The sequence below is a fragment of the Peribacillus sp. SIMBA_075 genome, from assembly GCF_046534585.1.
Window position 1 is genome coordinate 1 of the sequence record NZ_JAWRYN010000490.1, and the last position, 276, is coordinate 276.

The 276-nt window shown below is 40.2% G+C and carries 1 protein-coding gene; it reads right to left on the reverse strand.

Features of this window, described 5'->3' with window-relative positions:
• Positions 1-276 (reverse strand): AAA family ATPase (locus tag SB775_RS29125; protein WP_410864693.1); only part of this gene is annotated, 276 nt, incomplete at both ends.

The following is a 276-nucleotide window of genomic DNA, read 5'->3' on the forward strand; positions in this document are numbered from 1 at the left end:
GACTGCTTTTCAAGCGTTACTTGCCGTTCTTCCATCGCTTCTAACAAACTAGACTGTGTTCTCGGCATCGCACGGTTAATTTCATCCGCAAGTAATATGTTTGTCACGACTGGTCCAAGCCTTAACTCGAATTCACTAGTTTTCGGATTGAAATATTCAATACCTGTTACATCACTCGGAAGTACATCAGGGGTAAATTGAACGCGAGAAAAATTACCACCAATGCTTTTAGAAATTGTTTTTGCTAGTAATGTTTTTCCAGTACCAGGTACGTCT